Annotated in this window: 24 protein-coding genes and 1 riboswitch; of the genes, 12 read left to right on the forward strand and 12 right to left on the reverse strand. The window is 41.4% G+C overall.

Translation table 11 applies throughout. The features are described 5' to 3' along the window. Nucleotides 1-47 precede the first annotated feature (47 nt). A complete protein-coding gene (locus FFR60_RS03490; RefSeq protein WP_137663034.1) occupies nucleotides 48-947 on the forward strand; it encodes an NAD(P)-dependent oxidoreductase in 900 nt (299 codons plus the stop codon). Between the two features lie 62 nt (nucleotides 948-1,009). Here FFR60_RS03490 and rarD read toward each other — a convergent pair whose 3' ends face one another. The 9 genes from rarD to FFR60_RS03535 all read right to left on the reverse strand — a co-directional run bounded on the left by rarD (nucleotide 1,010) and on the right by FFR60_RS03535 (nucleotide 7,364). Beyond that, nucleotides 1,010-1,900: an EamA family transporter RarD gene (rarD, locus tag FFR60_RS03495; protein WP_137663035.1), complete on the reverse strand. Its 891-nt coding sequence runs from the start codon at nucleotides 1,898-1,900 to the stop codon at nucleotides 1,010-1,012. Between the two features lie 138 nt (nucleotides 1,901-2,038). Then, the gene (locus FFR60_RS03500; protein ID WP_088935258.1) at nucleotides 2,039-2,557 is read right to left on the reverse strand and encodes an HdeD family acid-resistance protein; all 519 of its coding nucleotides are present in this window, start codon (nucleotides 2,555-2,557) and stop codon (nucleotides 2,039-2,041) included. A gap of 407 nt (nucleotides 2,558-2,964) precedes the next feature. Next, the gene (locus FFR60_RS03505; protein WP_137663036.1) at nucleotides 2,965-3,396 is read right to left on the reverse strand and encodes a GNAT family N-acetyltransferase; all 432 of its coding nucleotides are present in this window, start codon (nucleotides 3,394-3,396) and stop codon (nucleotides 2,965-2,967) included. Continuing rightward, nucleotides 3,389-3,571, reverse strand: a complete 183-nt coding sequence (locus FFR60_RS03510) for a hypothetical protein (protein WP_137663037.1) — start codon at nucleotides 3,569-3,571, stop codon at nucleotides 3,389-3,391. Before FFR60_RS03510 ends, FFR60_RS03505 begins: the two co-directional genes overlap by 8 nt. A 16-nt stretch (nucleotides 3,572-3,587) precedes the next feature. Further along, nucleotides 3,588-3,995 (reverse strand): hypothetical protein, encoded by a 408-nt coding sequence (locus FFR60_RS03515; protein ID WP_137663038.1) that lies wholly within the window; start codon nucleotides 3,993-3,995, stop codon nucleotides 3,588-3,590. 213 nt (nucleotides 3,996-4,208) lie between these two features. Further along, nucleotides 4,209-5,378, reverse strand: coding sequence for a galactokinase (locus FFR60_RS03520; protein WP_137663039.1), 1,170 nt, complete (start codon nucleotides 5,376-5,378; stop codon nucleotides 4,209-4,211). Further along, nucleotides 5,368-6,411, reverse strand: a complete 1,044-nt coding sequence (locus tag FFR60_RS03525) for an aldose epimerase family protein (protein WP_137663040.1) — start codon at nucleotides 6,409-6,411, stop codon at nucleotides 5,368-5,370. Before FFR60_RS03525 ends, FFR60_RS03520 begins: the two co-directional genes overlap by 11 nt. A gap of 248 nt (nucleotides 6,412-6,659) precedes the next feature. After that, nucleotides 6,660-7,028: an iron chaperone gene (locus tag FFR60_RS03530; RefSeq protein WP_137663041.1), complete on the reverse strand. Its 369-nt coding sequence runs from the start codon at nucleotides 7,026-7,028 to the stop codon at nucleotides 6,660-6,662. A 126-nt stretch (nucleotides 7,029-7,154) separates the two neighbouring features. Then, nucleotides 7,155-7,364 carry a hypothetical protein gene (locus FFR60_RS03535; protein ID WP_137663042.1) on the reverse strand — a complete coding sequence of 70 codons (210 nt, stop codon included), beginning with the start codon at nucleotides 7,362-7,364 and terminating at the stop codon, nucleotides 7,155-7,157. 176 nt (nucleotides 7,365-7,540) lie between these two features. Between FFR60_RS03535 and FFR60_RS03540 the strand changes: the two genes are divergently transcribed. The 3 genes from FFR60_RS03540 (at nucleotide 7,541) to FFR60_RS03550 (ending at nucleotide 9,880) form a co-directional block, all read left to right on the forward strand. Continuing rightward, nucleotides 7,541-8,446: an AraC family transcriptional regulator gene (locus tag FFR60_RS03540; protein WP_137663043.1), complete on the forward strand. Its 906-nt coding sequence runs from the start codon at nucleotides 7,541-7,543 to the stop codon at nucleotides 8,444-8,446. A gap of 167 nt (nucleotides 8,447-8,613) precedes the next feature. After that, entirely contained in the window at nucleotides 8,614-9,315 is a 702-nt protein-coding gene (deoC, locus tag FFR60_RS03545) for a deoxyribose-phosphate aldolase (RefSeq protein WP_088935248.1), read from the forward strand. A gap of 1 nt (nucleotide 9,316) precedes the next feature. Beyond that, nucleotides 9,317-9,880 (forward strand): YdeI/OmpD-associated family protein, encoded by a 564-nt coding sequence (locus FFR60_RS03550; protein WP_137663044.1) that lies wholly within the window; start codon nucleotides 9,317-9,319, stop codon nucleotides 9,878-9,880. Between the two features lie 18 nt (nucleotides 9,881-9,898). Here the strand turns inward: FFR60_RS03550 and FFR60_RS03555 are convergent, their stop codons facing one another. Beyond that, nucleotides 9,899-11,005: an NAD(P)/FAD-dependent oxidoreductase gene (locus FFR60_RS03555; RefSeq protein ID WP_137663045.1), complete on the reverse strand. Its 1,107-nt coding sequence runs from the start codon at nucleotides 11,003-11,005 to the stop codon at nucleotides 9,899-9,901. Between the two features lie 193 nt (nucleotides 11,006-11,198). On the opposite strand from FFR60_RS03555, the gene FFR60_RS03560 reads away from it, so the two are divergent. The 4 genes from FFR60_RS03560 (at nucleotide 11,199) to FFR60_RS03575 (ending at nucleotide 14,363) form a co-directional block, all read left to right on the forward strand. Beyond that, nucleotides 11,199-11,525 carry a PadR family transcriptional regulator gene (locus tag FFR60_RS03560; protein WP_137663046.1) on the forward strand — a complete coding sequence of 109 codons (327 nt, stop codon included), beginning with the start codon at nucleotides 11,199-11,201 and terminating at the stop codon, nucleotides 11,523-11,525. A 3-nt stretch (nucleotides 11,526-11,528) separates the two neighbouring features. Beyond that, on the forward strand, nucleotides 11,529-12,473 hold the full coding sequence (locus tag FFR60_RS03565) for a permease prefix domain 1-containing protein (RefSeq protein WP_137663047.1): 945 nt from the start codon (nucleotides 11,529-11,531) through the stop codon (nucleotides 12,471-12,473). Nucleotides 12,474-12,642: 169 nt separating this feature from the next. Continuing rightward, nucleotides 12,643-13,941, forward strand: a complete 1,299-nt coding sequence (locus FFR60_RS03570) for a Y-family DNA polymerase (protein WP_137663048.1) — start codon at nucleotides 12,643-12,645, stop codon at nucleotides 13,939-13,941. Between the two features lie 2 nt (nucleotides 13,942-13,943). Then, the gene (locus tag FFR60_RS03575; RefSeq protein ID WP_088935242.1) at nucleotides 13,944-14,363 is read left to right on the forward strand and encodes a hypothetical protein; all 420 of its coding nucleotides are present in this window, start codon (nucleotides 13,944-13,946) and stop codon (nucleotides 14,361-14,363) included. Nucleotides 14,364-14,423: 60 nt separating this feature from the next. On the opposite strand, the gene lepB is transcribed toward FFR60_RS03575, so the two are convergent. Further along, entirely contained in the window at nucleotides 14,424-14,993 is a 570-nt protein-coding gene (lepB, locus tag FFR60_RS03580) for a signal peptidase I (protein WP_137663049.1), read from the reverse strand. Between the two features lie 149 nt (nucleotides 14,994-15,142). On the opposite strand from lepB, the gene FFR60_RS03585 reads away from it, so the two are divergent. Further along, nucleotides 15,143-15,778 (forward strand): pentapeptide repeat-containing protein, encoded by a 636-nt coding sequence (locus tag FFR60_RS03585; protein WP_137663050.1) that lies wholly within the window; start codon nucleotides 15,143-15,145, stop codon nucleotides 15,776-15,778. Beyond that, nucleotides 15,779-16,474 carry an alpha/beta hydrolase gene (locus FFR60_RS03590; protein ID WP_137663051.1) on the forward strand — a complete coding sequence of 232 codons (696 nt, stop codon included), beginning with the start codon at nucleotides 15,779-15,781 and terminating at the stop codon, nucleotides 16,472-16,474. Nucleotides 16,475-16,558: 84 nt separating this feature from the next. Here FFR60_RS03590 and FFR60_RS03595 read toward each other — a convergent pair whose 3' ends face one another. Continuing rightward, a complete protein-coding gene (locus FFR60_RS03595; protein WP_137663052.1) occupies nucleotides 16,559-18,751 on the reverse strand; it encodes a MucBP domain-containing protein in 2,193 nt (730 codons plus the stop codon). Between the two features lie 316 nt (nucleotides 18,752-19,067). Then, nucleotides 19,068-19,235, forward strand: a riboswitch (M-box (ykoK) riboswitch). A gap of 114 nt (nucleotides 19,236-19,349) precedes the next feature. Here FFR60_RS03595 and FFR60_RS03600 point away from each other — a divergent pair. Together FFR60_RS03600 and FFR60_RS03605 are read left to right on the forward strand one after the other, a co-directional pair. After that, nucleotides 19,350-20,498 carry an FtsW/RodA/SpoVE family cell cycle protein gene (locus tag FFR60_RS03600; protein WP_137663053.1) on the forward strand — a complete coding sequence of 383 codons (1,149 nt, stop codon included), beginning with the start codon at nucleotides 19,350-19,352 and terminating at the stop codon, nucleotides 20,496-20,498. Then, nucleotides 20,470-21,612 (forward strand): FtsW/RodA/SpoVE family cell cycle protein, encoded by a 1,143-nt coding sequence (locus FFR60_RS03605; RefSeq protein WP_137663054.1) that lies wholly within the window; start codon nucleotides 20,470-20,472, stop codon nucleotides 21,610-21,612. Before FFR60_RS03600 ends, FFR60_RS03605 begins: the two co-directional genes overlap by 29 nt. Nucleotides 21,613-21,628 lie beyond the last annotated feature (16 nt).

Raw genomic sequence — 21,628 nt, forward strand, 5'->3', positions numbered from 1 at the left:
TTTGTAGGACGTATCATGAAGTGAGTATGATTAACTAGGAGGCTGACATGAAAAAATTTAAGAAAATGGTGGCGATCGAGCCGACCAAACTATTACCTGAGTGGGACGAGAAACTGAAAGAGTTGGCGGAGGAAACAATCTTTTATGACGATATTCCAACTGATTCATCAGTAATCATTGACCGGATCGGGGATGCCGATTGTGTGATGTTAAGTTTTACGAGCTTTATTGATAAGGAAGTATTGGATGCGTGTCCGAACATTCGTTACATTGGTATCTGTGCCAGCTTGTATGCGCCGGAAAATGCGAATGTAGATATTCTTCACGCGGAGAAAAAGGGAATTGTCGTGACTGGCGTGCGAGATTACGGCGATGAAGGTGTAAAAGAATATGCTATCAGTGAATTGGTTCGCCTGCTGCAAGGGCGCGGACCGGCGATGTGGAAGGATGAACCGATGGAATTGACCGATGTCAAAGTCGGTATCGTTGGCATGGGAACGGTCGGCAGTCTATTGGCTCGGACGATGAATTTTTTCGGGATGGATGTCAATTACTACAGCCGGACCCGCAAACCTGAGATTGAAAAAGAATTAGACATGGACTATTTATCTTTGGATGAACTGTTAAGCAAGGTGGATATTCTGATTACTTGCCTGAATAAAAATGTTGTTTTGCTAGATGAAGCGGCGTTCCAAACATTCGGCAACGGAAAAATTCTGATGAATGTATCGATCGCACCATCTCACGAAGTATCCGCGCTAAAAAATTGGCTGGCTCAGCCGGGTAATTATGCCTTCAGTGACACGGAAGCAGGTTTAGGCGAAGAAGTGCTTGGCTTGCCCAATGTTTTCGCCGGTAAAACCAATGCAGGACTGACTTCGATGGCAAAAGTGCGTTTGGCACAAAAAGTCATCGAAAATATTGCGGATTTCCAAAAGAACAACTAGTTTGATTGATCCAAGCGTGATTGCTTGGGTCTTTTTTTAAAGCATACAAAAAGGGTCCGCTTTTACAAGCGAAGCCCTTTTTTTCGTGATTGGATAAAATTTCCGAGAATAAAAATCAAAATACCCAGCCAAATAAAGGCGAAGGCGATGAATTGCGGCAAAGCATAAGGTTCGTGGAATAAAAAGATCGCCATTGCCAGCATGATGGTGGGATTGACATATTGTAAAAAACCGATCGTGATGTAGGACAATTTTTTCACCGCGGTCGCAAACAATAGTAACGGAATCGCGGTGACGATCCCGGCACCCATCAGCAACAAATTGGTGTTCAATGAATAATTCATAAAGCCTACCGGTGAAAGGAAAAACAAATAAATCAACGCCAATGGCGCAATGATCAGCGTTTCCAAGGTAATGCTGGTCGCGGCACTTAGCTGCAGCTGTTTTTTAGTTAGACCGTACAAACAGAAACTAGCAGCCAAAAAAAGTGAGTTAAACGGAAAAACACCCGTTTGAATCGTTAATAAGACCACGCCTGTCAATGCACACAAGCTGGCGATTTTTGCTTGCCTAGACAACGGTTCTTTCAAATAAATGGCACCAGCCAGCACATTCAATAAGGGGTTGATGTAATACCCCAGACTAGCTTGTTGAACCTGTCCAATCGACACTGTGTAAATATAAGTCCCCCAATTTAATGAAACAAAAATTGCCGCGGCAATGATTGCCAGTGTGTTGCGTCTGCTTTTCAAAAGCTCTTTGACCTCTCGAATAAACGTCGGGATCTTTCGTAAGACGACCAAATAAATCGTCATAAAAATCAGCGACCAAATAATTCGGTAAAATAAAATATCCACCGATCCGACATTGCCTAATAATTTCCAATAAAGCGGCAGGATGCCCCAAATAATATACGCGCCAAACCCATAAACCAACCCAGAATCTTTTTTCATTGGAACCTCCTTGAATCAATAGTGTCTCATCATTTTAACATAAACGATTCGGTGATTTTTCAGAAAAAATAATTTTGACGAAGCTCCGAGCAAAATCTGCGTAAAAAAATAGAGACGAAAACGTCTCTATTAATTTTCTTAAAATGAGTATGCGATCAAAGAGATGCCAGCCATCATAAAATAGAAGCCTACTAAAAAAGCAAGTGTCAATGCTGAAGTTAGCGGATTGAACAGCAGCATGAAGCCTAAGATCACTCCGATAACATTAATGACGACATGAAACCAGTAATAACCTGTACTTTCGATTCTGTAGATACCCGCCGTCATCAATCCCACGATGGAATCAAATAAGAACCAGACAGCAAACACAAACGGCAACGCTACTAAACCAGCAGAGATATTAAATAAGAAGAAAATACCAACCAATAAATCAAAGATCCCCAGTACGATTAAGAGAGTTGATTTTTGATTTGTAAATTCATGAATTTTCCGTCTGAAGAATAATTCGAAGATTCCTTTTAGAATTGCTGAAATAGCAAATACATAAACAATGGCAAGTAAACTACTTTGCGGATCTCTGAATGATACTAAAGAAACCAGAATAAAGATGATGCCCATTAAAAAATAAGGCAAACTGAAATTTGATCTTCTTTCCATATTTTTCACCTCCCTTAAAAAAGGGTATCACTTACTGAAAAAATATGAAAAGAAAACGATCGCTAATGAAAACAGTTCTCATTTTTCAAAGTCAGGGTCAATCATGGTGATTTTGAGCATCTTTTATCGCCTTAAATGCATTGATACCAAATGAGATCAGAAAAAAGAAGCTCGCCCATTTAAGTATCGTTCCAGCTTGAAAGGCGAAGAAAAGTGAGACAAAAAAATAGGCAATAGCTAAATAGAGATACCTGTTATTGAAATGTTTCATGTTCATTAGGACCACCTCGTTACTTCTTTAGAGGAGTATATTCTTTTTAGCCGTTCAGCGTCAAAAGGGAAGCACTGGAAAATAAAAAGCCCTGCACAAGATATGCAATCTCATACAGGGAAGTATTAATTCGATATTAAGCAGACCATTCCATAAACAGTTCAAGCTCATTTGTTTCGTGATCCAGTTCTTCTTTTTGAATTTTGAAGCCATGCTTGAGATAAAAGCGGATGGCATTTTCATTTTTTTGATAGACATTCAATGTTAGCTTCGAGTAGCCGGATTTCACCTCATTGAGTAATTGAGTCCCGATCCCTAACGATTGAAATTCTTTCAAAATAAAAATTCCTGCGATGTAAGTGTCGATCATCCCGAGGAATCCGACAATTACATCATTATGATAATAGGCATAGATTTTCGCATTTGGAAGGGCAGCCTTAACAACAGAATAATTTTTATGCCAATAGCTTTTATCAATGAACGTATGAGCATCTAAGTTGCTCGTTAGCCAGATTTCAGTGACAGTTTCCAAATCAGCGTTATTGATGTTTTCAATTAGTTTAATCATCGTTTGATTTGAAAAAGGATTCATCGGCATCTGAATAATAATCAGGGTTCAGTTTATCATCCTGTTTGGTACCAAATAGTGAGACCAGCATTGGACTGAATCCTAGAAGACCCAGTAGAATCGCGAGTGGTATATAGAAACGTTTCTTTTCTAGGCGAGATTGTTTTTTTGTCATTTTTAAATTCCCCTTTTTAAATTATTTGGATAATAAATAAGAAAACTACAATTATGATAACGGTAATGAACAATGCAGTAGTTAATGCTCTAACAATTTTATTCTGAATGGAATGTGACAGGAAAATTCCAACGGTGGAAAGAATTCCCATCGAAACAAAAAGGATATTAAAAAATAATGGGTAGTAGTCAAAGGGAATATTTGTGTACATACTAATGAAAGGAAAAAGTATGATTGCGCCAGTCATTGATAAAATAGTGAAGCCAATAAAACATAAACTTCGGGCTTTCTTATTTTTAATCAGAATAGCGGCTGCTGTTCCGCCAAACACACTAACAATAATGGAGAATAATCCAAATAAAATGATCGGAATAATAATGACCATGAAAATCAAAGGAAGTAGTATCAACATCAAATGAAACATCGAATCGCTCCTTTACAAAAATGGCAGATGAGTATGTTAACTATTATTATGTATGAAAAAGTGAAAGGATACAATACGTGAAGCATTTTTTTGAGCAAAATAAGTGGAGGTAGGGGACTGATAAAATTTTACTCATCGTTGAAGCATAGCCTTCTTCATAAAAATACCGCTATCCCAAGCTGGACAGCGGTATTACTATTTTTATATGGAAGTTTATCCGATCTTTGTCGTTCCGCTGCCGATATGCGCTACATAAAAGTCTGGGGCATAGCCGACAACTTTCATGTATTCGTCATAGACATTGTTTTTGAAGGCAGGGATATTTTCTTCTTTGACTAAAGCGATAGCACAGCCGCCAAAACCGGCACCAGTCATGCGGGCACCAAGGACACCTGCTTGAGCTTGCGCGGCATCGACTAAGGTGTCTAGTTCGATCCCGGTTACTTCATAATCGTAGCGCAGAGAATGGTGAGAAGCATTCAGCAGTTTTCCAAAGGCTTCCAGATTGCCTTTTTCTAATTCGGCTTTGGCATCTAGCGTTCGCTGATTTTCAGTAACTGCGTGGCGAGCACGACGAATCAAGGTATCGTCATCGATCAAGGTAATATTTGCTTCAAAGGTGGCTTCATCAAGATCGCCTAGTGACTGGATGTCTAATTGTTTTTGCAGACGAGCGAGAGCTTCTTCACATTCGCTGCGGCGTTCATTGTATTTAGAATCAGCTAGTTCGCGGCGTTTATTGGTATTCATGATAACGATTGCGTAACCGTCCAATTTGACTGGCACCATTTCATATTTTAAGGTGTTGGTGTCCAGTAGGATCGCTTGATCAACATCACCGAAACCAATTGCGAATTGGTCCATGATTCCTGAGTTTACACCGATAAATTCATTTTCGACTTTTTTTCCTGTTTTTACTAACTCAAGTCGATCTGTCTTCAGGCTGAACAAGTCCTCTAAGACAACGCCCACCAATAATTCTAGTGAGGCACTGCTGGAAAGTCCGGCACCATTGGGAATCGTTCCTTCGACTAATAATTCAAAGCCGTGATCGATCGTGTGACCGGCTTCTTTTAATTTTAAGACCATGCCTTTTGCATAGTTGGCCCAGTTGTCCTTTTTGTCGTAATCCAGCTGATCGATATCAAACTCAATCACGCCAATGTCTTCAAAGTTTGTTGAATAAACCAATACTTTTTTGTCTTTACGAGGAGCAGCGACTCCATAGGTTCCATACGTGATGGAAGCAGGGAAGACGTGACCGCCATTGTAGTCCGTGTGTTCACCGATCAAATTAATCCGGCCAGGAGAAAAATATTGGGTCGTTTCCTTTGGTCCAAAAATTTCAGCAAATTTGGTGTTTAGTTCCCGTTTAATTTCCATGTTCATCCGCTTCTTTCAAAGTTATTTTGTATTCAGTTATTGTTTCGAAGGTTTCATTTGCAGGTAATGTAATGGAACCAAATTCTGGATATTGTTCTGCACCGGGAGCGATTTGGGTTTCAAAAGTAATGCCGCCATGATGTGCTAGTTTTTCTCCCCGCATAGTTGGGCCATCCTCGCCAAAGTTTGCGGTGAAGATTACCACACTGGATGAATCCGTGAAGACGGTCAGTTCGATTTTCCCATCGGGACTAGTCAATTTGGCTGCAGGTTTCTGTAAATTGCTCTCGTTCAAGAAGAAGGGATGATCCAGACCGTTGCATTGATTTTTTTGTTCAAAGTCACTGGTGAATACATCAGCCATTGGCTTTTCGGTTTGGAAGTCAAAAGCCGTCCCTGCCGAATTTGTTATTTCGCCAGTCGGGATCGTATCTGGTCTAAGGGAAGCAAAAGCCGAACTATTCAACCAAAGCTTATGTTCGTCGATTGATTGGGTAATGTCGCCGATCAAATTAAAGTAGACATGATTGGTTGGATTGAACAGCGTCGTTTGATCGCTGATTCCTTTTGTCGTTACCCGCCAAACATTTTCTTGAGTAAGGGTGTGGCGGACTTCAATCTCCAGATTACCTGGGAAGCCATGCTCGCCATCAGGGCTATTCGTAGTAAAAATGACCGAAGCTTCATTCTTGCCATTTTCGATCGTATAGCTCCATTTTTTGGTTTCAAATCCAGGTTTGCCGCCATGCAGGGAATGCCCCGTTGCTGGATCAATCGATACTTGATAGTCCTTGCCATCCAATGTAAAGCGGCCATTTTCGATTCGGCCAGCTGTTCGACCAATCGATGCACCGATAAACGGGTCCTGTTTTAAATAATCATCGGCAGAATCAAAGCCTAAAACCAATTCCTTGTCACGTCCCAAGCTGACGATCCGTGCCCCTAAATCAGTAACAGCCAAATGGAAACCGGCTTCATTTTCGATGGTGATCAAGTGGTAGCCTGTGTTAAAATCTTTTTCTGTAATTTGCATATAAAAACCTCTCTTTTTGTGTAGTGGAGAATTCCTCGTGTCCCAGTAATTTTATCGATTTATCGACAAAGTGACAAGGACTAGAAGTTTTTTTAAAGATTCCTTGATCCTAATTTAGCAAGAAATCGCTTTCTTTTAAACGTCCTCCTGTGACGACTATTTAACTTTTTGTTGCATTTTTTAGCCTTCAGAAGAAAAAAAGGACCAACAAGTATGCTGGTCCAACTGGCTCTAACTCTAAAATTAAATTACCGCCAAAACTTCGTATATTCCGCTTTATCTTCAATATTAAAAGCAATCATGTCCTTGATAAGGGCGTAATCGATCGCTTCATTCCATTTTATCCGAAAGATATTGTTTGTATACCCGTAGCCAATTTTTTCGATAGCGGGTAAAAACTTTTTGAGACAAGCGACCTCAGGTGAGACGGAAAAGTGGTTTTTAGCGGTACTGAAGCCAATAATAAAAGTATCGTGATGGGTAAACATCGGTTCGTTCCAAGCAATTCGCGTTGCTAGTTCAGGGAAATCCGTTAATATTTGTTGGAAAAGGGTCCGTAATTTAGCTCGATGCTCGTCATTTTCAAGTTGCTTCAAGTAATCCTCAAAATTTTCCATCGTTTTGCTCCTTATCATTTTTTCTTTTTTAAAAGCATGATTCTCATCTAATTGTTTCTTTCTATTATACCAGCAGCTAAATGAAAAAGACCAAGAAGTATGTTAGTCGCTATTTGAAAAAATGTTTTATCTTCTCTTATTTCGTAAAACCTGCCACAGTTCTTTTAACGACCAGACCGCTAATACACACAGACTGATCAATAGCAGTAAGCGAAAAACACTGCGATAAGTAATATCATAGTCGATATAGGGATTGTTTTTTTGTAATAAAAGGGTACTAGGGATGATCAAACAGATTAGCAGTGCTTGGATTAATTGCTTTAAACTTTTTTTCAAACGATCCTTCCTCTCCCTTTTTGTAATTATTTTTTGTTTTTAGAGTAGCATGAATAAAATGATGAGTGGCCGATTACTCAATAGCTTCGATTTACGCCAAAAAAATGGGATTGTTAATGTTTCAAAAGAAATATACGGTATAATTTAGAAGGGAAATCAGATGGAGGGAATACGAGATGGAACAGACGATTTTTTTAAAAAAGGAACAGCACCAGTTAAAAACCGATCTTCATTTTGATTTTTGCGGGATCTCAAAGACCTTGCCTTTCCATTCTTTCGGTCCGGCGATTCGTCAGAATTATATTTTACATATTATTATGGAAGGAAAAGGAACCTATCAGGTCAAGAATCAGCAATATCATTTGAAAAAAGGGGACCTGTTCTTGATTCGACCTGGGGATTCGACCTTTTATTTGGCTGATGGGGAAGAGCCGTGGATGTATGGCTGGCTTTCGTTTGGCGGGGCGGCGGCTGATGAGATCATTCGCCGTTCACATTTCAAGGACGATCAATATACGATGGTATCTTCAGATATTCAAAAGTATGTCGATACGATTTTGGCCTGTCTTCCTTTTACCGAGGAAACATTCGTAAATGAACTGCATTTGAATGAACAAACGTATCATTTTTTAGCGGCTCTTTTAGAGGATGGCGGAAAAGTCCACTTAGGCGAGCAAAAAATTTATTCGCCTCTGACAGTAGATACGGTGGAATATATCGAGGCGCATTATGCCGAGCACTTAACAGTAGAAGGGATCGCGCAGCAGCTTGCTGTTAATCGCAGTCACTTGTCCCGGGTCTTCCGGAATCATATGGACATCAGTATTAGAGATTATCTTTTAGGCGTACGTATTAACCGAGCCGCTTTTTTACTGTCTATGACTGACGAATCCGTCGAAACGATCGCCGAGCAGGTAGGCTTTAACAGTTTAGTTGTTTTTAGCCGAATGTTTAAAAAACTGACGGGAGAAACGGCTACCGCTTATCGCAAGCGGATGAAAAATGAAGATTTCAAAAATGTTTCATTGAATGAATTGAAGAGTCAGCTGGAAAAACAAGCGGTAGTAAACCGCGCCACTTAGCCAAGTGAGCGTTTACAAAAAGTGGCAGGTATCCTATACTTAAATTAGTAAGCAGTGAAAATTTTTACACAAAATCTAGGGTGTTGATTTTTTTGTGAACATAATCACTTTTGAGGTCGCAAGAAAAACGATAGTCGAGATGAAAATTGAATGGGAGGGAACTATCCATGAAAAAAGCAAGTGAAATGACTGTTGAAGAATTAGGGGCTTATATTGATCAATCGGTGTTAAAACCAGATTTTACGGAGGCTGAAATTCGTCAGTACATTCAAGAGGGGATCGATTATCATTGTGCGACGGTCTGTGTCAATCCATCTTCTTTGGATATCGCAGCGGAGATGACAAAAGATACGGATACCAAGATTTGTGTTGTGTGTGATTTTCCGTTTGGAACAAGTACGACTGCGTCTAAGGTGCTGCAAGCCGAGACGTATTGTCAACGAGAAGATATTTACGAATTGGATATCGTTGCCAATTTCGGCTGGATTCGCAGTGGAAAATATGATGAAGTCACAAAGGAATTACGCGTAATTGTTGAGGCTTGTCATGCACATGGAACCGCCGTGAAGGTGATTTTTGAGACGGATACATTGAATGAAGAGCAAATTCGTCAAGCCTGTGAATGTGCGATTGCGGCGAATGCAGATTTTGTTAAGACCAGTACGGGCTTTATCACGGGCTATGAAGGCAAGGGGGCCACAAATGAAGTCATCCAAATCATGATGGACCAATGCAAAGGTCGAATCAAAATTAAAGGCAGCGGTGGGATTCGGACGCGTGAGCACTTCCTAGAGTTGATCGATATGGGGATCGACCGCATGGGCATCGGCTTCAAATCGACACCAGTTGTTTTAGGATTAGATAAGTAATATGGAAGAAAACTTACTTTTTGAAACACGCGCAGATTTTCGGACGTGGCTCACAGAAAATGCGTCAACTAGCGGAGGTGTCTGGCTTGTATTTGGCAAAACAAAACAGGTCAAGACCTTAAAAGCCGGCGAAGCACTAGAAGAGGCTTTATGCTTTGGCTGGATCGACGGGGTAATGAAAAAGGTCGATGAGCATTCCTACATTAAATATTTTGCTCCACGACGTAAAAACAGCAAATGGTCGGAGAAAAACAAAAAAATCGTGGCGAAGCTGGAAGAACAAGGCCTGATGACAGATTTGGGACGTGAAAAAATCGCTGAAGCGAAGAAAAGTGGACAATGGGAAAATGCCACTCGTCCATCGGCTATTACGGATGAACAGATCGCAGAAGTAGCGGGCCTGTTGAAGGGAAACGCGGAAGCCGCAAAGAATTTTGAAAATATGCCGCCTTCGGTCAAGAAAACCTATACCCGCGCCTACTTTGATGCAAAAACCGATGCCGGCAGAGCCAGCCGGTTGGCTTGGATGACGGAGCGTTTAGAGAAAAACTTAAAACCAATGTAAAAAGACGCTGGAATCAGATTAAGATTCCAGCGTTTTTTCGTGCTGAATATAAGTTGCTAATTCTTTTTGGTAAACTTGCCAATCGGTTTTTCCCGTGTTCAGGTATTGCGCAAAAAGATAGCCGATATATGGTCCAGTCGTCAGACCAGAAGAGCCCAAGCCGCTAGCAACCAGCAGCTGTTCATTTAATGAACCAAAAAATGGTGCAAAATCTGAAGTATAGGCTCGGGTGCCAACACGATAGTGAACAGGTGCCGCCAACAATTTCTCTGGCTCAGTCAAAAAGCTGCGGGCACTGTCCGTCAGCTGCTCAAACGCGGCCGGCGTTTCGTCCAAATCCCAGCCCGCTTCATTTTCGTGGGTCGCACCTAGTAAGATTTTCCCATCCAAAAATGGAATCAAATCTGCTTCGCCATCCAGCATAGCCACAGGGAACTCACCGCTAGTTTTGAAGTCTGTTTGGAAAACTAACAGCTGACCTTTTTGCGGGCGCAGATCTACTCGATAGCCTAAAGGAGCCAGCAGCTCTTTCAAATGAGGACCAACTGTTAAAATGATCTGATCAAATTCTTCTTCACTTTCCCCAAAGCAGACAGTGTGGTTATTTGTCAGTTGAACGTGTTGAGTGATAAAGTGAATTCCTTTTTCTTCAGCTTTTTTTTGCATATGACGTAGGTAAGCTTTTCCATCTAAACGACCGCCGCCGCTGATTTTAAGCGCAGGCAGGGGTTTTAACAAAGGCAAGGCTCGCTGGGTTTGTTCACCTGAAAGCAGTTCGATCGTGCCGATTTCAGGGGCACTTTTTTTTCGTTCTTCGGCTAAGGCTAAAAGTTCGTCCAATTGTTTTTCAGGACGTAAAAGCAATGTGCCGGATTGCTGATAGATCGTCTGATCTAGCTGGAAACCTTGGATCAGCTTTGGAAAAAAGGCAGCGCCGTCTTTTGCCAACTGATACCATTGTTTGTTGCGGCGTTTGGAAAGCCAAGGGGAGATGATCCCGGCACTGGCCCTCGTTGCTTGCCCGGTCGGTTCGTCAAACAGTGTAACTTGATAGTTTTTTTGATCTAAATAATTTGCCAGCGTCATGCCGATGATGCCGCCGCCAATAATAGCGATTTTTTGCATATAGGTTACTTCCTTTTTTATTCGTAGGCCCGATCTTTTTGATGCAGAGAACGGAACGTGTGTCTGCCTGCTGTTGATTCTGCCATAACAAAAAATATTTTTCAATAAATCTGATATATTTTACTTTACCTGTCGTAGTAATTGTCGTACAATGATTACAACGACAGATGAAGTAATTTCAGGAGGTGGCAAAATGATTTCGAGCGATGGAATTCGCGGGTACAATGATGTCATCATTTTGTCCATACTAAAGGATGGCGATTCCTATGGCTATGCGGTTTCTCAAAAAATACGGGATATGAGTGAAGAAGTCTATATTATTAAAGAAACGACACTTTATTCCGCCTTCAACCGCTTGGAGAAAAATGGTTATATCCATTCTTATCCGGGGGAAGTTACTCATGGAAAGAAACGAACGTACTATCAGATAACCGACAAAGGCCTGATTTTCTTAGAAGAGAAGCGGGATGAATGGAAGCAGACTAAAAGAGTTGTGAACCGATTTATGAAAGAAGGGTAAAAAATGGATACGATCAAAAATTATGTAGAGACATTGTTTCTCGAATTTCCAAATACGAAAGAAGTCCAACGAGCAAAGCAAGAGATTTTGACGATTATGGAAGATCATTATTTGGCATTATTAGATGAAGGAAAAAGCGAGCACGAAGCGATTGGACAGGTGATCAGCGAATTCGGTTCCGTCGATGAGCTGCGGGAGGAATTGGAATTTGCGACTCGTGAAAGAGAACCGGAGAATGGTATCGAAGAAGAAGAGATGTATCAATACTTGAACGAACGAAAAAAGGACACAAAGGGCTTGAGTCTCGGAGTCAGCGGCTGTTTGCTGGCGGTGGGAGCATTGATTGGATTAAGTATTCGCGGAGCTGAGATGATGGGCTTGTTGCTCTTTTTCGTCATCATAGCGATCAGTGTTGGGATCATCATTTATAATGGGCTGCAATTTTCTAAAAACAATGTGGTATTAAATGATCGTTATATCTCAGTTGATTTGAATAAGGAAGCGCAAAAATTAAAGCAAGGCTATCAAAAAAGCTTTCAGGTTAGTTTAGTGTTTGGGATTTGTTTATGTGTGTTGAGTGTGTCGCCGATTTTCTTTTTCCAAATGTTTACCTACGCGGAATATGGTATTCCGGTCATGTTTTTCTTTTTAGCGATTGGCGTTTTTTTGATCATGTATGGCAGTATCAACTATGGCAGCTTTGACAAATTTATTAAAGAAAAATATTTTATCGCAGATGAGGATAAATTAGGACCAAATGCGATGCAGGCAAAGTATGGCGAATCTGCCCGCACCAAACATTTATTGGAGCGCGTGTACTGGCCAACTATCGTGTTGATTTATTTCGGCTGGTCATTTTTAACTCGCTCATGGGGCCTTAGCTGGATGATCTTTGTAATGGCAGGGATTTTCTACAGTGTATTGGAGGCCATTTTCGTAAAAAAGTAGCATAGAGTTAGAGGATAAAAGACGATTTAAGCATTCGATTGAATGCTTGGATCGTCTTTTTTGTGCTTCATTTTTCTCCCCGAAACTTTATAAGCAAATGATTGACAAAAATCCCGAATCAACTTAAACTAAAAGCGAACATATGTTTGTGTTCGAGGAGGTAGTTTTGATGAACGTTTATGAAGGAGAGCCGGTCAGAGATGTTTTTTGTATGGATTCCAAAAGTTTTTATGCCAGTGTGGAATGTATCGAGCATGGTTTGAAACCGTTGGAAGACTTATTAGTCGTCATGAGTGGTGATCGTGAGAATGCAGGCTTGGTTTTAGCGGCTAGTCCAATGGCGAAAAAAGAGCTGGGCATCAGCAATGTCAGCCGTGGCTTTGAAATTCCCAATCATCCAGATCTGCATATCGTGCCGCCGCGGATGACCTTGTACATTCAATACCACATGCGGATTCAGGAGATTTTTCGTTCATATATGGCAGAAGAGGACATTCATACATATAGCATCGATGAACAATTTGGAGACTTGACCCACAGCTGGAAATTATTCGGCAATAGTTCGGCGGAAGTCGGCAGGATGATTCAAAAAGAAATTATTGAAAAAATCGGCATTTATACATCATTAGGGATGGGGGACAATCCCTTGTTAGCGAAAATAGCGATGGACAACGAAGCCAAAAGAAAGACCTCTCTTTTTGCGCAATGGCATTATCAGGATGTTCCAGCGAAAATTTGGCCGTTGCGCTTGAGTGATTTTTGCGGAATCGGCAATCGGATGGAGCGCCGATATCAAATGATGGGCTTGAGAACGATGGGGGATTTGGCTCATACTGATCCCTTTGTTTTAAAAAATCATTTTGGGGTGATGGGGATGCAGCATTACATGCACGCCTGGGGAATCGATCGTTCGGTTCTTTCCCAAAAGGACTTGTATCCTACGAAGGAGAAATCGATTGGCAATTCGCAGGTTTTGCCGAAAAATTACGCTCATAAGGCGGATATCCTAACGGTAATTGCTGAAATCTGCGAACAGGTCGCCCAACGCCTGCGTAAGGCGGATGTTTTAGGCGGAACACTGCATTTAGGGATTGCTTATGCTTATTTTGGCAGCGGGAAACGCGGCGGTTTTCATCATCAGCTGAAGATTCCGCCCACCCATCAAGCGCGAGAACTGACTCGGGTAGCTTTTGCGTTGTTTGAGAAGTATTGGGATAATTCCGAAGTGCGGAACATTTCGATTACGGTTTCTTCTCTGCGCGCTGCCGGAAGTTTACAATTAAACCTTTTTGAGGACCCGCAGCAAACGATTAAAGAAGAAAAAATCGATGAAGTGATTGCTCAAATTCGCAGCCGTTATAAATTTACTTCGATCGTTCGCGCACATTCGCTGAATGAAGGCGCGACAGCGATCAAAAGAGCGGGTTTGGTTGGCGGCCATGCTGGCGGAATGGAAGGGATGGATTAATTATGATCTATGACGATGAAAGTGCAGAGCAGCTTTTTATGGAGGCCAAGCAAACCTATCAAGACCGCGGAATGATGAAGTGGATCGGATTTTACTTGTCGGATCATACCGCGGTGCTAAGTAAAGAATCAAAGGAACGAAATCGTATCAATGTTGGAAAAGAACAAATGAGCTTAGAGGAAATCGGGGAAACATTGCAGCAGGCGTATCTGAAAAATAAGCGAATCGCCATTCAACTGGAAACATTAGATAATGAAGGAAACTATCCAGACGATTTAGTGGGGAAAATCAGTGGTCAAAGAGAGGAACAGATTTATTTGGACGAAGAAGATCGGGGGACGCTCCACCTGACCATCGAACAGATCCACCATGTCGAAATATTAGGCCCTAAGAAAATCCTGACGGAAAAAATCACGAAGTAGCAGGTTTTACGAATATAAAATGAAAAGCCACGGCGAGATCGCCGTGACTTTTTTAGCTGCTTAAAATAGTTTAAATTCATTTAATGGCCAGAAACGCAGGATCACTTTTCCTTGGATCAAGGATTTGTCAACGAAGCCGAAAATACGGCTGTCTTTAGAGATCAAACGATTATCGCCTAAAACAAAATATTGATTTTTTGGAACAGTCACATCAAAGTCGGTAGTAAAGCTAGTCGCGTTGGCTGCTTGTTCCTGAAATGCTTTGTTGTAGGAATATTCCTCGAATAGTTTATCCTTTTTGAATTTTTCCTTGAATTCATCAAGGTAGGGCTCATCGTATTCTTTTCCGTTGATCGTTAAGACATTGTTTTTCATTACTACGTGATCTCCTGGCAGGCCGATGATGCGTTTTACGACATAGATATTTTGATTATCCGGCTCTTTGGTAGTGATGATGTCTTGTCGGCCTAGGTTTGATATTTTGGACGTGATCAAACGCTGCTTATCGTGAAGCGTCGGGTCCATTGAATGGCCTTCGACTTTTACTGGAGAGAAAACAAACATGCGAGCAAGAATAATTAATACTATGATTATGACTACTGGAAGCCATTCTTTTATTTTATTGTTCATAGGGTCACCTCATTGCTAGAGTTTACCATTCTTCAAAATAAAAAGCACATTTGAACCTCTCTTTTCAAGAAAAGTCGTTTTGGACTAGAGAATTCTTAGGATGTATGGGAAACTTAGAACATCAATTGAAAGAAAACAGGAGTAGAATTATGATTAAAAATTATCCAGCATCACCGATTTTACCGAAAAATTTTACCGACGATTTTTACTTAGAAGATGAGGCGGTTGTTGAAGATGTTCATGGGATCGAATTCGACTATAGCTATTTGACCTGTGAGAATCTGGTGCTGCGCCGTTCGATTTTGGAAAAAATCACGATGCAGCGCACGAAGCTGATTCGCTTTGAAGCCAGTAACGTGGTTTTTAAAAATTGCGATTTTTCCAACCTTGAATGGATCGGCGGCAGCTTCCATCAGATTGTCTTCGAAAATTGCAAGCTGACAGGCTGCAATTTTGCGGAGAGCTATTTGCGGGATTGTCAATTTAAGGATTGCCTGATTAATTTTGGTTCGTTTAGTGCGACGAATTTAAAAAATGTCGCGTTTGAGAATTGCCAAATGACCGACAGTGAATTTTTTGAGGTCACTTGGAAGCATTTGTTTTTGACGAATAATGAGTTGGACAATAGTAACTGGATGCGGACGAAGCTGGCCGGTTTGGATTTTACGGGCAATCACTTTGGCAAGATTGCTTTTTCGATGGAGCAGTTGAAGGGCTTGAAGGTTGATTCTTATCAGGCGCTGATTATTGCGGCTGGGTTAGGCTTGCAAATTGTGGAGGGCTAAATGAAGTTAAAGCGAAAAATGATTCAGGGAGTTCCCGTTTTGTGCTGGGGTGAAGCGAGTAAAAAAGTAATTCTAGCGTTTCATGGAGATCAATCCCATAAAGAAGATACTGTGATCCAGCTTTTAGCCGAAGATGCCACGAAAAAGGGCTATCAGGTCTGGAGCTTTGATTTGCCGGAGCATGGGGAACGCCAAGGACAGGCGGATACCTTAAATCCGCAAAATGTCGTGGCGGATGCCAATAAGCTTTTTGTTGAATTAGAACAGCAGGCGGAGAGTATCTCATTATTCGGTTGCAGTATTGGAGCGTACTTTGGCATGTTAGCCTGTCAAAACAGGGAGATTGATCAAAGCTTCTTCTTGTCGCCGATCGTCGATATGCGGGAATTGATCGAAAATATGCTGCGGTGGTCACAGCTGACACCAGAGGATTTGCGGCGAGAAAAACGAATCGAAACTCCGTTCAAAATATTGGAGTGGGATTACTATTCCTACGTGGTTGCACACCCAATCAAATGGAAGATTCCAACCAAAATTCTGTACGGCGGAAAAGATAATTTGACCTCAAGAGCGACCATCGAGGCGTTCTCAGCGGCTGATAATAGATCACTGACGCTTTTTGAAGCAGGGGAGCACTTTTTTCATACACCCGAACAGCTTAAGGTCTATCAAGAATGGTTGGACAGGAATCTATAAAAAGCATCCTAGTAAATTTAACTAGGGTGCTTCAGTAAGCAAATCAGGTTTTGTTCTCAAATATTGAGGATGAAGCCTGATTTTTTATTGTTTTGCTTTTTTATGACTGAAAAGCAGCAGGCCAATTGCAAAGATCAGAACGCTAATGCCTGCAAGTAGATAACTCGATGTTCTTGTCTCGCCGGTTTTTGGTAATGATTTCGCGGATGTATTTCTTGCTATGATTGTTTGGCGATTATAGCTGTTGGATGATCCGGCAGGTGCAGCCTTCCCCCTATTTTTACTTGAGTCAGAGCTTTTATCTGTCGGCAGACTGCTGGAAACAGTGTCCGTTGTGGTTGTATCTGATGAAGACGAGTCACTTGTATCGGTTGTTGGCTTCATTTCTGGTTGATAAACGTAGACGACTGTTTGTACTTGATCGCTAAAGGTTCCTTTAGCATTTTTCGGCAGTTGTTTATCATCCAAAATGTATCCTTTAATCGCTGGTTGATACTCTTTACCCGAGACATCAAAGGCGGCACCTAGTTCGCCTTTCACGATGTTTTTCTCGTGGATTTCTTTTCCGGTCGGGTCCACATAGGTCACGGTTACAGGCTTCGCTTCTTTTTTATCAATAACGGTCACTGTTGCTTTGGCTGTGGCATGATCACCTGTCCAGATTCTATTAGGAACGCGATCATAGGAATAAGTGATTTCGTATTTTCCCACTTTAGCCGTATCAACGCTTCCGTCAACGGAAACATCCTCAAAGGTGATGGGACTTCCTTTAGGATCTGTTCCACCATCAAAGTTATCTTCTGCTTTCCAATTTTCTCCGACATAGATCGTAGAATCATGAGCATTCAAAAGGGCTAAGTTTCGTTTGTAAATATATGTCACTGTAAGTGGATCAGCGGTTAGGCTGCCCGTTGCATTTTGCGGCAATTGAGTCTCATCTAAGGTGTAACCTGGAATGGTCGGCAGATAACTTTCTGCTGTTGTGTCATAAGCATCTCCGACATTTCCTTCGATCGTCTGATTTTCGTGAATTCGGTCACCGTCTTCATCGACGTATTTAATCGTCAAACCCGGAGAAGCAACGGTGTGTTGAATATTGAACTGATGCAGGTACGTTCCCGCTGAAATAGCATAAAACGAAAACCTCTCAGGCTGATTGTATGAGCCTGCCGGATTGTTCAGGCGAGCATTATACTTAAAGGTTTGCAGCTGATCGAACTCTTCTTGAGTGACGCCAGAAACGGTAATGCCTTCCTCTGTTATTGCTAAGCGGCTGCTATCTAACTGGACACCGTTGAAATCAAAGTAGGTTTGACTTGCACTATTTGAAGTAGTAAAAGGCGGTACATAGCCATCATAATTGGTCATTCGATTTGGCATGATCGAAAAGGGAATGTAGATGGTTTGTTTGTCGGCATCGTAGTTCAATTCTTTGGCATTGATAGCTGTTGCAGGATCATTTCGTCCAGTGTTTTGACCAAAGGCTGCCAATTGTGTTAGAGCAGGCATTTGATTAATCGGTTTAAAATCGGTAATGCCGCAAAATTGGACACGCAATTCATTTAATTTTGTCAAAACTGTTAAAGGTTCAATGGTTGTGATATTCATATTAGATTCGAAGCTCAATGATTCCAAATTAGACATTTTTTTGATCTTGTCATAAACGTTGTTCGTGACGCTGCTTCCAGAAAGGTTCAAGCGAGTGATTTTGGCACCAAAATCTGGAACATTGGCGTCATTGACATTGGTCCCCATCAGATAGACATGTTTCAAATTAGGCAAGGCAGCTAAGACAGAAAAATCACTGATTTGGCTGTTTGAGTTCATGTAGAAAGAGTCTAGGTTTGTTGCTAGTTCCAATCCTTTCAAGCTAGCGACGGCACTATCTGTACTTTGGATATAGAGGCTGGTTAGTCGCAGCATGTCTTCTTGAGTCAGAGTATCTTTGGTTTTTCCAACTGCTTTAGCGACAAGTTGCTGCAAGACAGGATCAGGCAGCCAACTTTCTATTGTCGTTGCCCGTGACTCTGGCATGTTTGAGGTTGATCTTGTTGTTACTTGTGAATTTGCTGCTGAAATTTCAGTTGAACTAGCACTGCTGTTTGAGGTAGTTGACGCTACTTCTATTGCTGATGAGCTTGTGCTGCTTATTGAACTAGTAGAAGGAAGCGTTTCAGAGTCGTTTTCACTGATTTCAGCTGTACTCTGAAGGGGAATGCTCAGGGCAGAACCTAATATCATCGAACTGGCAGTTAATATATATATAAGTTTCTTCATTTATGTAACTCCTTTATAAACATTTTATAATAGATAAATAATAGCGTTTGTTTTATAAATAAATTGCTCAAGTTTTATCCTATAACCTTTGTTATTTGAACAGTTTACGATAGCTGTAAAAATCTGCATCAAAAAAAGGCAGCCGAAAAGAAGATAGGTGCCTATTTATTCAATCTCGTTATCATAAGTTGGTTATTGTTCCTAGTAAATTTTTAGTAAAGGATTTCATAAGCAAATCTAAAGATAAGCTAGATTTTACTGGAAACTTTTGCTATTTATTGCTAAAAAAAGTAGTATTCTTTGTGAAAGTAAATATAAGTAAACTTGTTAGGTGAGGCTCCTAAACAAACATAGGCTATTGCGCAGAAACGTCGAAAGACGCCAATGTGTAAAATAGGAATTGTCGGATTAAGGCTTTTCATAAAATAGCTAAGAGTAATTCTTTACGTTGTTTAGTGCTAAAACTCAGACGATGAGATTGATTGTGTGAGACACCAGACTTGTTAGTTTTTTTCGCTAACGTTTGGTGTCTCTTTTTTGGTTATTTACTGTGGGCTCTCTCGTCTCAAACAATTACTTGATGAAGGGAGAGAGGGATATGATGAAAAGAAAAAAGATCGATTGGCTATTATTGCTGCCTTATTTGGGCGCTAGTCTAATCGGTCTTTTAATTGTTTTCAGCGCTAGTTCTTATCGCTTAATGGCTGAAGGCGAAAATCCATTATCGTTATTTAGCAAGCAGGCGATTTTTATGGGACTTAGCTGGCTGCTGATCGCGGTCATTTATCGTGTAAAAAGCGATGTTTTGGAGAATGGCACCTTGGCAAAAGGTTTATTGGCGGTGGGACTGGTCAGTCTGCTGCTGGTAAAAATAAGCGGGGTCAGTATCAATGGTGCTCAAAGGTGGGTGTCGTTATTTGGTATCCAGTTTCAGCCTTCCGAGGTGACGAATGTCGCGTTGATCCTGTATTTGGCTTATTTTTTCCGAGTGAAGCGAACGAGGCGCGAGCTGAGGATTCCCTGCGGCCTTGTTTTACTCAGCGGTCTGATGATTTTGCTGCAGCCGAAGGTAACGGGCGCAATCATTATCTGGGGCATCGCTTTAGTGATCATCACGACTGCTGAATTGCCTTATCAGCTTTCAGTATTCATTTTTTTGACGCTTATCGTTGGAATTGCCTTGATAGGCGGTGTGATTCTTTTTCTAGGCAGTCATCAGCTATTGCCTGAATTGTTTGCCCACACCTATGATCGAATTCGCTTAGTAAGAGATCCTTTTTTAGATCCGTATGGCAAAGGATTTCAAATGAGCAACTCGTATTATGCCTTGTATAATGGCGGCTTCTTTGGCAGGGGGTTAGGCAATAGTATTACGAAAAAAGGCTATCTGCCGGTTGCCGAAACGGATTTTGTTTATTCTATTTTAGTGGAGGAATTAGGTGTGATCGTCGGTTTGCTTGTCTTGGCGCTGCTTTTTCTGATTGCTCTTCGTTTATTTGTATTAGCGGCGAAGGAGACGAGTCAGCAGGTCAGTTTGATTTATTTTGGCGTGGGAACCTTAGTGCTGCTTCAAACAAGTATCAATATCGCCAGTATTTTAGGTCTGATACCTATGACCGGAGTGCCGCTGCCGTTTATTAGTTACGGAGGAACCAGCTATCTGATTCTTTCTATGGCTTTGGGTATCTGTCTAAAATTTTCTTCGGAGGATCGCACACATGATGAAACGTTTGAGCAACGAATTTAACTATTCTCTGTTTTTGCCGATTTTCTTGTTCTATTTGATCAGCATCGGCGTGCAATCGTTGGCCGCTGAATTAGATGGCGATGACGTGAAGCGGGTGGTGATGAAGCAGATTCTTTTTTGTCTGGTGTCACTGGCGGCAATGGTACTAGTCAGCAGAATTAAAACTTCCTATCTGTTGAAATATGCTCCGGTCTTTTATGTTCTGTCGTTAGGCGTGATGGCTCTATTGTATTGGTTCTATGATCCTGCTATGTACTTCGTGACCAACACGAAACGCTGGCTGCGTATCGGTAGTTTTTCCTTTCAGCCGTCAGAATTGATGAAGCTGAGTTTTATTCTTTTTATGGTTCGTTTAACGCTGATTAATGAAATGCAATGCGTGAAGCGAACCTTGAGAAGCGATCTGCGTTATATAGGAAAAATCGCATTATACAGCTTGCCGACATTCTTACTGATGTTTATGCAGCGGGATTTTGGTACGAGCTTGGTTTTTATTGCTGTCTTGGGGGCGTTGTTTGTTATTTCTGGAGTGCACTGGAAAATCCTCGCTGTAATTACAGGTGCAGGTGCAGCGCTAGGCAGCACGTTATTAATTTTAGTGTTCAGTGAGTGGGGGAACAAGCTGCTTTATTGGCTGCATTTTAAAACGTATCAATTAGATCGCGTTCGGGCCTGGGTCGATCCTTTTCAATATCGCGACTCTATCGCCTATCAGCAGGTCCAAAGTCTTTATGCTATTGGCTCGGGCGGACTTTTTGGGCGGGGTGCAGAACAGGCCTCGGTCTATGTTCCCGTCCGCGAATCAGACATGATCTTTACGGTGATCGGTGAAAGCTTTGGTTTTATCGGCGGGACGCTGGTGATTTTTCTGTATTTCTATTTGTTTTATCAAATCCTGTCTGCTGCGATTAGAACCAATAACAAAGCGAACCTCTATCTGGCGGCAGCTTTTGTCTTCAGTTTGTTGTTTCAAATTTTTGAAAACATCGGCGCGGCGATCGGGATTCTGCCTTTAACGGGAATTCCCTTGCCGATCTTGAGTCAAGGCGGAACGTCCTTGATCGTACTGGGTATGGGCCTTGGGATCATGCTGGGATTTAGAGAAAATAGATGAAAAGAGAGATGAAGAT

This window comes from Enterococcus hulanensis (assembly GCF_005405485.1).
Lineage (GTDB): Bacteria > Bacillota > Bacilli > Lactobacillales > Enterococcaceae > Enterococcus_A > Enterococcus_A hulanensis.

What these genes read in the sequence shown, in the direction of transcription:
- FFR60_RS03600 (WP_137663053.1), top strand. Translation starts at nt 19,350, where the DNA reads ATGATGAAAAGAAAAAAGATCGATTGGCTATTATTGCTGCCTTATTTG.
- FFR60_RS03570 (WP_137663048.1), top strand. Translation starts at nt 12,643, where the DNA reads ATGAACGTTTATGAAGGAGAGCCGGTCAGAGATGTTTTTTGTATGGAT.
- deoC (WP_088935248.1), top strand. Translation starts at nt 8,614, where the DNA reads ATGAAAAAAGCAAGTGAAATGACTGTTGAAGAATTAGGGGCTTATATT.
- FFR60_RS03595 (WP_137663052.1), bottom strand. Translation starts at nt 18,751, where the DNA reads ATGAAGAAACTTATATATATATTAACTGCCAGTTCGATGATATTAGGT.
- FFR60_RS03510 (WP_137663037.1), bottom strand. Translation starts at nt 3,571, where the DNA reads ATGACAAAAAAACAATCTCGCCTAGAAAAGAAACGTTTCTATATACCA.
- FFR60_RS03550 (WP_137663044.1), top strand. Translation starts at nt 9,317, where the DNA reads ATGGAAGAAAACTTACTTTTTGAAACACGCGCAGATTTTCGGACGTGG.
- lepB (WP_137663049.1), bottom strand. Translation starts at nt 14,993, where the DNA reads ATGAACAATAAAATAAAAGAATGGCTTCCAGTAGTCATAATCATAGTA.
- FFR60_RS03520 (WP_137663039.1), bottom strand. Translation starts at nt 5,378, where the DNA reads ATGGAAATTAAACGGGAACTAAACACCAAATTTGCTGAAATTTTTGGA.
- FFR60_RS03605 (WP_137663054.1), top strand. Translation starts at nt 20,470, where the DNA reads ATGATGAAACGTTTGAGCAACGAATTTAACTATTCTCTGTTTTTGCCG.
- rarD (WP_137663035.1), bottom strand. Translation starts at nt 1,900, where the DNA reads ATGAAAAAAGATTCTGGGTTGGTTTATGGGTTTGGCGCGTATATTATT.
- FFR60_RS03565 (WP_137663047.1), top strand. Translation starts at nt 11,529, where the DNA reads ATGGATACGATCAAAAATTATGTAGAGACATTGTTTCTCGAATTTCCA.
- FFR60_RS03585 (WP_137663050.1), top strand. Translation starts at nt 15,143, where the DNA reads ATGATTAAAAATTATCCAGCATCACCGATTTTACCGAAAAATTTTACC.
- FFR60_RS03560 (WP_137663046.1), top strand. Translation starts at nt 11,199, where the DNA reads ATGATTTCGAGCGATGGAATTCGCGGGTACAATGATGTCATCATTTTG.
- FFR60_RS03555 (WP_137663045.1), bottom strand. Translation starts at nt 11,005, where the DNA reads ATGCAAAAAATCGCTATTATTGGCGGCGGCATCATCGGCATGACGCTG.
- FFR60_RS03530 (WP_137663041.1), bottom strand. Translation starts at nt 7,028, where the DNA reads ATGGAAAATTTTGAGGATTACTTGAAGCAACTTGAAAATGACGAGCAT.
- FFR60_RS03500 (WP_088935258.1), bottom strand. Translation starts at nt 2,557, where the DNA reads ATGGAAAGAAGATCAAATTTCAGTTTGCCTTATTTTTTAATGGGCATC.
- FFR60_RS03540 (WP_137663043.1), top strand. Translation starts at nt 7,541, where the DNA reads ATGGAACAGACGATTTTTTTAAAAAAGGAACAGCACCAGTTAAAAACC.
- FFR60_RS03515 (WP_137663038.1), bottom strand. Translation starts at nt 3,995, where the DNA reads ATGTTTCATTTGATGTTGATACTACTTCCTTTGATTTTCATGGTCATT.
- FFR60_RS03575 (WP_088935242.1), top strand. Translation starts at nt 13,944, where the DNA reads ATGATCTATGACGATGAAAGTGCAGAGCAGCTTTTTATGGAGGCCAAG.
- FFR60_RS03590 (WP_137663051.1), top strand. Translation starts at nt 15,779, where the DNA reads ATGAAGTTAAAGCGAAAAATGATTCAGGGAGTTCCCGTTTTGTGCTGG.
- FFR60_RS03490 (WP_137663034.1), top strand. Translation starts at nt 48, where the DNA reads ATGAAAAAATTTAAGAAAATGGTGGCGATCGAGCCGACCAAACTATTA.
- FFR60_RS03505 (WP_137663036.1), bottom strand. Translation starts at nt 3,396, where the DNA reads ATGATTAAACTAATTGAAAACATCAATAACGCTGATTTGGAAACTGTC.
- FFR60_RS03525 (WP_137663040.1), bottom strand. Translation starts at nt 6,411, where the DNA reads ATGCAAATTACAGAAAAAGATTTTAACACAGGCTACCACTTGATCACC.